The following is a 6580-nucleotide window of genomic DNA, read 5'->3' on the forward strand; positions in this document are numbered from 1 at the left end:
GTCGTCATCAGCAGACGAGGCCAGCTCAACCGCTCCACCCAGGCTAACGCGTATCGCCAGCCGAGGACCGCGATGAGCAATGCGGGCACGGTGCCCGGCCCGAGTTTGGGCTCCCAGAGCGAATGGAGCGGCGGTACGTCGTCGGGGCTCGGGTTGGCATGGGAGTAGACCTGCCAGTCGAGGAGACGAGGCAAGGTCACTGCGAGCACCACGAGCGTCGCGGCGATGGCGAGGCCGGCCCACGCGGCGACAGGTCGATCGGTGCCGCTGCGCGGGTCGCCAGCGTCGGCCTGCATCGGACTCCTCGTCTCGGCTCGCATTCGACTCCTGTCTACCGTAGGGACATGCAGCCCGTGTGCGACCTGATCCTTCCCTGCCGCGACGAGGGTCCGGCACTCGCAGCCCTGCTGTCGGAGGTGCCGGCCGAGTTCGCCGTCACCGTCGTGGACAACGGCTCCCGCGACGACACGGCAGTTCAAGCCGTCCGGGGCGGTGCGACGGTCGTGGCAGAGCCTGTGCCCGGCTACGGCGCGGCGGTCCACGCCGGCTTGTTGGCGGCGAAGCTTGACTACGTCGCGTTCATGGACGGCGACGGGTCGTTCGACCCGCAGGAGCTCCTGCCGCTGCTGGCCGACGTTCAGTCCGGTGTTGCAGACATGGCCGTCGGCCGTCGACGTCCCGTTCGTGCCGGCGTCTGGCCCTGGCACGCGCGTGCAGGCAACCGCCTGATCGTCCAGTGGTTGCGGTGGCGCATCGACATGCCGGTCCACGACATCGCGCCGATGCGGGTGTGCCGCCGGGTCGACCTGCTGGACCTGGGCGTGGCCGATCGACGTTTCGGGTACCCGGTCGAGCTCCTCCAGAAGGTCACCAACGCCGGTTGGACCGTCACCGAGCACGACGTCAGCTACCACCCCCGCGCGAGCGGCACCCGGTCCAAGGTGTCGGGCAGCGTCCGAGGCACGGTACGCACCGCCTTCGACTTCTGGCGGGTCCTGTCGTGAACCCCCTTCCCCGCGCCCTCGTGATGGCCAAGGCCCCGGTCCCGGGCCGGGTCAAGACACGACTGGGTCACGAGATCGGCATGGACACGGCGGCTGGCCTGGCGTCCGCCGCGCTGCTCGACACCCTCGACGCGTGCACGGCCGCCTTCGGCGCCGACCGTTGCCATCTCGCACTCGACGGCGAACTCGGCGCTGCCGTGGGCGGCGAGCTGATCGTCCAGGCCCTTGCCGGGTGGGCGGTGACAACTCAGCGCGGCGACACGTTCGCCGTACGGCTGGTCAACGCTCACGCCGACCTGGCCGCGACGGCACCGGGTCCCGTGGTGCAGATCGGGATGGACACACCTCAGGTGACCGCGCAGCTCCTCAGCGCCGCAGCAGCGGCACTGGGGATCGAGGGGGAACCCGCCAGCAGCGACGCCGTTCTGGGAGCCGCACCGGACGGGGGCTGGTGGGTCCTGGCCCTTCGCGACTCTGCCAGAGCGGGTCCCCTTGCCGGCGTGGCCATGTCGACACCGACGACCTGCACGAACACCCGGGCCGCTCTCACCGCCGCCGGACTGCGGGTCACGACGACGACGACGATGCGCGATGTCGACACGGTGTCCGACGCCGTCTCGGTGGCTCACGAGGCCCCCGACACACGATTCGCCCGGGCCTGGAACGCCGTTGCCGGGCTCGTATGACCGAGACTCCTCGCCGCTGATATCCGCGAGAACAAATCGCACTTGCCCCGCAGATCCGATGGCCTCCTGACAGGGACGGAACAGGCCCGCCGCGTCCAGTCGATGCGACTGGCTTCCTTGGCGCTTGGTCAAAGGTCCTTCGTCGCCAGGTTCGACAGGGCTTCGGCTATGACCTTGTCGCGATTCTTGGCCGCGTGTTGGTATCGCAATGCTGCGCTGGCGGTGGAGTGTCCGAGGCGGGCCATCAGTTCGTCCAGTGTGGCGCCGGTGCTGGCGGCCAGGACCGCTCCGGTGTGGCGAAGGTCGTGGAACCGGAGATCGCGTCGGCCTGCGGCCTCGCGCGCCTTGTAGAAGACCCTGTAGAGCTTGGCGGGCGCTAGGTGCTTCGTCGGGTCGCCAGCGGCAGGGAATAGGAGGCCATCGCGGCCCCCGGTGATGCTGTCGCCCAGGTGCGCCTTCACGACGGGGAGAAGGTGCGGCGGAATCGAAACATCGCGCGTCCTGCGTCTGTCTTCGGCGTGCCGATGATGAACTCCCCGTCCACGCGGACCACGGCTCGTCGGATGTTGACGACGCCGTCTGTCAGGTCGACGTCGTGGCGGCGTAGCTCGGTGATCTCCCCAAAGCGCAGTCCGCACCACGACGCTAGGAGGATCATGAGCCGGTAGCGCTCGGGCATCGCCTTCGTCAGTGCCTCGAGCTCGGGCAGGTTGAAGTCGATCAGACGACGTTGCACGGCGTCACTCAGGATCGTCCTCACGAGGCCGTGGGCGTGCGCGTTGGCGGTGGGGGCGTCTGCCCCATCGCGAGCTCGTCACATCCGTCGCGCCAGGCACCTGCATCGTCCGCTACCTGCTCGCACACCTCTCCCTGCACAGGTACCCGGTGTGAGCCCCCTTCGAAACGGCGACAAGGGCCTCGACCAAGTCCCTCGGCCCTTCACCCGTGACCTTCGAAGTTGACTAGACGGACCTGCGACGACAGCCCGAGCGGGCGTGACCTAAGTCTCGGGGGGTCGTTGGAGAACCTGGATGTCCCATCACGTTCCCTTCCGAACCCTCAAGGAGCCAGTCGAATGCGTCGAGAAGGACGAGTCGTCAGAAGCCGGATTGTGGGAGTGACCGCCGTAGTCGGGTTGCTCGCCACCGGATTCACGCTCAGCACCGCGGACGCGGCCGCGCCGTCACAGGGCACTGTGTCCGATGCCGACACGAGCCTGACCTGGGGTGGCGGGCCCTTCCTGGTCCCGAATGCGACCGGCGCCGCGGGCACCCCCGACTGCTCTGTCCCGCAGTCGTGTGACGACTTCGCCCTGCACGTCGCGACGCCAGCCGGCTACGGCACCACGCACGCCCTGAACATCAAGGTCGCCTGGGCCAACACGGCCGCAGACTTCGACGTGTACGTCCTCGACAAGGGCGGCAACGTCGTCGACACCTCCGCGTCGTCCGCGGACCCGGAGCAGGTCATCCTGCCACCGAACTCCGGTGACTACACCGTGCGCGTGGTGCCCTATGCCCCGCTCGGCGAGTCCTACTCGGCCACCGCGACGCTGACCGAGGTGCCGGCCAACCCGGCCCCGGGCACGCAGACGCCCCCGAACTTCGCCACCTACGCGGCGCCCAGCACGTTCAAGGATGCCAACAACGCCGGTGAGCCCTCGATCGGCACCAACTTCAAGACCGGCGCGACGCTCTACCAGGCCTACCGCTCCACCTTCAAGGCCACCTTCGACGACAGCGTCAGCCCGGCCAGGGTGACCTGGTCGGACGTCTCGGCCAAGGCGGCGAACGGCTGCCCCCAGGGCAGCACCGTGAGCCTCGACCCCATCCTGTTCACAGACCACCAGACGGGTCGCACGTTCGAGTCCCAGCTCTCCGGCGCCAACTCGCTGACCTGCTACACCGACGATGACGGCAAGACCTGGTCGCCGAGCACCGGCGGCGGTATCCCCTCCGGCGTGGATCACCAGACCATCGGCGGGGGTCCTTTCGCCAGCGGCGGCGTCGGCGCCCTGCCCACCTCGGCCTACCCGGACGCGGTCTACTACTGCAGCCAGGACATCGCCACCGCCTTCTGCGCGGTGTCGCGTGATGGCGGTACGACCTTCGGCGCCGGTGTCCCGACGTACAGCCTGCTCGACTGCGGCGGCCTGCACGGCCACATCAAGGTCGCACCGGACGGCACGGCCTACCTCCCCAACAAGGGCTGCGGCGCCGACCAGGCAGTCGTCGTCTCGAAGGACAACGGCACGACCTGGACCGTCAGCAAGGTTCCGGGCGCCACACCCGGCGATTCCGACCCGTCGGTCGGTGTCGGCTCCAACGGCACCACCTACTTCGGCTACGTCGGCGCCGATGGCAAGCCGGGCGTGGCCGTCAGTCGTGACCAGGGCAAGACCTGGACCGACCGGCAGACCGTCGGCACGTCGTTCGGGATCCAGAACGCGGTCTTCCCGACGGTCGTGGCCGGGGACGATGACCGCGCCTCGATCGCCTACCTCGGCACGCCGGCCGGCGGCAACTACCAGGACAACGCCAACTTCCACGGCATCTGGCACTTGTACGTCGACACGACCTACGACGGCGGCAAGACTTGGGTGACCAGCGATGCCACCCCCGGCGACCCGGTCCAGGTCGGATCCATCTGCACGAGTGGCACCACCTGCGGGGACGACCGCAACCTGCTCGACTTCATGGACGTCACCGTCGACGATCACGGCCGGATCACCGTCGGCTTCGCTGACGGCTGCATCAGCGCCTGCGTCACCGACCCAAACCACACGGGCCGCGACTCCTATGCGACCATCGCCCGCCAGAGCGCCGGCAACACGCTCTTTGCAAAGTACGACCAGCCCACCTCCAACGCCACCCTGTCGTCCCTCGCGGTGGCCGCTGGCAAGGGCGGCAGCGTGACCGCGACCATGCTGGTCAAGAACACCGGCACCACGACGCTCACCGACCTGGGCACCCAGGTGCTCGACGGAACCAGAGTGGTCGGCGCCCTCACGACGGCGAGCCTCGCCCCGGGAGCTAGCAGGACGCTGGGGGTCACCTGGAAGACGACCAAGGGCAATCACACCGTGACCGCAACGGTCGACCCGGCCGACCGGGTCGTCGAGTCGAACGAGGCCGACAACAAGCTGCAGAAGTCAGTCACGGTCCGGTGAGAGGACGTCTGCGCGCGGCCAGGTCGATCGTGACGACCATGGTGATCGGCACCGTCCTGGTCGCGTGCGGCGCCGAGTCCGGACAGGACACGGCGCAGAAGCAGATCGGCGGCGCCGCACCTGCTGATCTCTCCACCTGCGCGGACGACGCGGTGCCCGCCGCCACTACCTACGGCGACGGCTTCCCGTCGGACTGGCCCTTCCCCTCGAATACGGTCGTCCACCACGTCGAGGACCGCGGCGCTGACGGCACCATCGTCAGCGCCATCTCGACCACGTCATTCTCCGCCATCCTGGAGTTCCTCAACCGCGACGCAGTGGACGCCGGCTTCAAGATCGAAGACGGCGAGACCGAGGACCACGACGCCGAGGCCGAGTGGAAGGGCGACGGCTTCCACGGGCGCTGGACCATCCGCGAGTCCGCTACGTGCGCCGGTGAAACTGTGATCCAGGTGCTTTCAACGGCCGACTGAGTATTCCAAGGCCATTTCAGTCGCACGTCCCCTGCGGGCAGCAACCGGCTCCGACGTCCGAGCACTCGGTGAGGCCGCGGCCACCGTGTGCTCGCCGTGCACGGAAGGGGAGACTAGACCGCCCTGGTTCCGTTGCCGCCCGGGAGAAGCGACCGCTCACATGTCCGGACGAATCGTGCGCTTGCCTCGCGTCTGGGGCCGCGAGGTTCCCTCTGGATTGTCTGGTCTGTCGACCCGACGGGAGCCACTGCGGTCGATCTGTGTCCCGCAACCCGATGGTCACGCGGCCCACTGTCCGATGGCGCTGGGCGAGCGAGGCCCGCCCGGCTTCCAGAGGCAGTAACCGCCACCGGCACGCGCCGCGCGCGACCATCCGCCTGCACGCTGCGGAGGCTCACCAGTGCCGGTGTGTGCGACCTCGGCGTCCGCTCGCCATCACCGCTCACCCTGCAGACTGCCGATACCAGGTGGCGGTGGACGTTGGCCGGAAACCGAGGCCCAGGTAGGTCCCTTCGGCCGCTTCGCTCCCGTAGGAGATCTTCACCCGCTCTGCACCTCTCGCGACCAGCCGATCGATGCCAGCGGTCAGCATCGCGCTCGCCAGACCGCGACGCTGGAACTCGTCCTCGACTCTGACGGGCTCAACGAGTCCCACCTTGGTCGTCGGGTCGAACCAGTACAACGAGTAGCCGGCGACCCGCCCGTCAGCGGACTCCACAACGAGGTCGAGGGCCGGGTCGTAGAGCGAGCACTGTTCGAGGCGCTCCTTCACCGCGTCTCCGCTGCGGTGCCGCATGTGATGTGGGACCTCGAGGCGCTGCGTGCCATCCACGAGAGTGAATCCGTCTGCGGGCGCCGAGATGGCCGGCCGATCGGCGGCGTCCATCCAACCGGTGCTGTCGCGGTAGTCAGGCGTGAGGCTGGATCGCCGAGCAACCTCCGCGAAGGCGTCGCCGTCGCTCACGAGAACGTCGAAACCTGCCAACGCGTGCTCCGCAGCATGTTCCAGCGCTCGACCCCACACGTCGTCGGGCTCGCAGCCCGACACACCGGGGACAACGACCGGGTCGCACTGCCACGTGTCGTTATCCGAGCTCGTCAGGAGGACACCGGCGACGGGCCCGTCGTCGTCGAGCCAGAAGAGCTGATCGATCTCATCAGACTGTTGCGGTTTTCGCCACCACCACTGCACGTCGGCGGCCTCCCACAGTCCGGCCAGAGGGTCGGCCAGACGAGCGCGTTGAAGCA

General features: G+C 68.6%; 7 protein-coding genes and 1 pseudogene. 4 read left to right on the forward strand and 4 right to left on the reverse strand.

The features are described 5' to 3' along the window. Positions 1 to 296, reverse strand: a pseudogene (locus RMO85_RS09350) (hypothetical protein); the annotation flags it as partial. Positions 297 to 344: 48 nt separating this feature from the next. Here RMO85_RS09350 and RMO85_RS09355 point away from each other — a divergent pair. Both RMO85_RS09355 and RMO85_RS09360 read left to right on the forward strand, forming a co-directional pair. Further along, entirely contained in the window at positions 345 to 1004 is a 660-nt protein-coding gene (locus tag RMO85_RS09355) for a glycosyltransferase family 2 protein (RefSeq protein ID WP_310528458.1), read from the forward strand. Beyond that, a complete protein-coding gene (locus tag RMO85_RS09360; RefSeq protein ID WP_310528459.1) occupies positions 1001 to 1690 on the forward strand; it encodes a DUF2064 domain-containing protein in 690 nt (229 codons plus the stop codon). Before RMO85_RS09355 ends, RMO85_RS09360 begins: the two co-directional genes overlap by 4 nt. Positions 1691 to 1818: 128 nt before the next feature. Here the strand turns inward: RMO85_RS09360 and RMO85_RS09365 are convergent, their stop codons facing one another. Then, on the reverse strand, positions 1819 to 2151 hold the full coding sequence (locus RMO85_RS09365; RefSeq protein WP_310528460.1) for a tyrosine-type recombinase/integrase: 333 nt from the start codon (positions 2149 to 2151) through the stop codon (positions 1819 to 1821). After that, positions 2148 to 2426, reverse strand: coding sequence for a tyrosine-type recombinase/integrase (locus RMO85_RS09370; RefSeq protein WP_310528461.1), 279 nt, complete (start codon positions 2424 to 2426; stop codon positions 2148 to 2150). The genes RMO85_RS09365 and RMO85_RS09370 overlap by 4 nt, the downstream gene beginning before the upstream one ends. Positions 2427 to 2807: 381 nt before the next feature. Here RMO85_RS09370 and RMO85_RS09375 point away from each other — a divergent pair, with 381 nt between their 5' ends. Both RMO85_RS09375 and RMO85_RS09380 read left to right on the forward strand, forming a co-directional pair. Beyond that, the gene (locus RMO85_RS09375; protein ID WP_310528462.1) at positions 2808 to 4859 is read left to right on the forward strand and encodes a CARDB domain-containing protein; all 2052 of its coding nucleotides are present in this window, start codon (positions 2808 to 2810) and stop codon (positions 4857 to 4859) included. Positions 4860 to 4897: 38 nt separating this feature from the next. Next, positions 4898 to 5332: a hypothetical protein gene (locus RMO85_RS09380; protein WP_310528463.1), complete on the forward strand. Its 435-nt coding sequence runs from the start codon at positions 4898 to 4900 to the stop codon at positions 5330 to 5332. A gap of 442 nt (positions 5333 to 5774) precedes the next feature. On the opposite strand, the gene RMO85_RS09385 is transcribed toward RMO85_RS09380, so the two are convergent. Beyond that, the coding region (locus RMO85_RS09385) for a GNAT family N-acetyltransferase (protein ID WP_310528464.1) at positions 5775 to 6580 on the reverse strand (806 nt) is incomplete at its 5' end.

Origin of the sequence: Nocardioides sp. (assembly GCF_031422975.1) — a bacterium.
In the GTDB taxonomy this organism is placed as follows: Bacteria; Actinomycetota; Actinomycetes; order Propionibacteriales; family Nocardioidaceae; genus Nocardioides.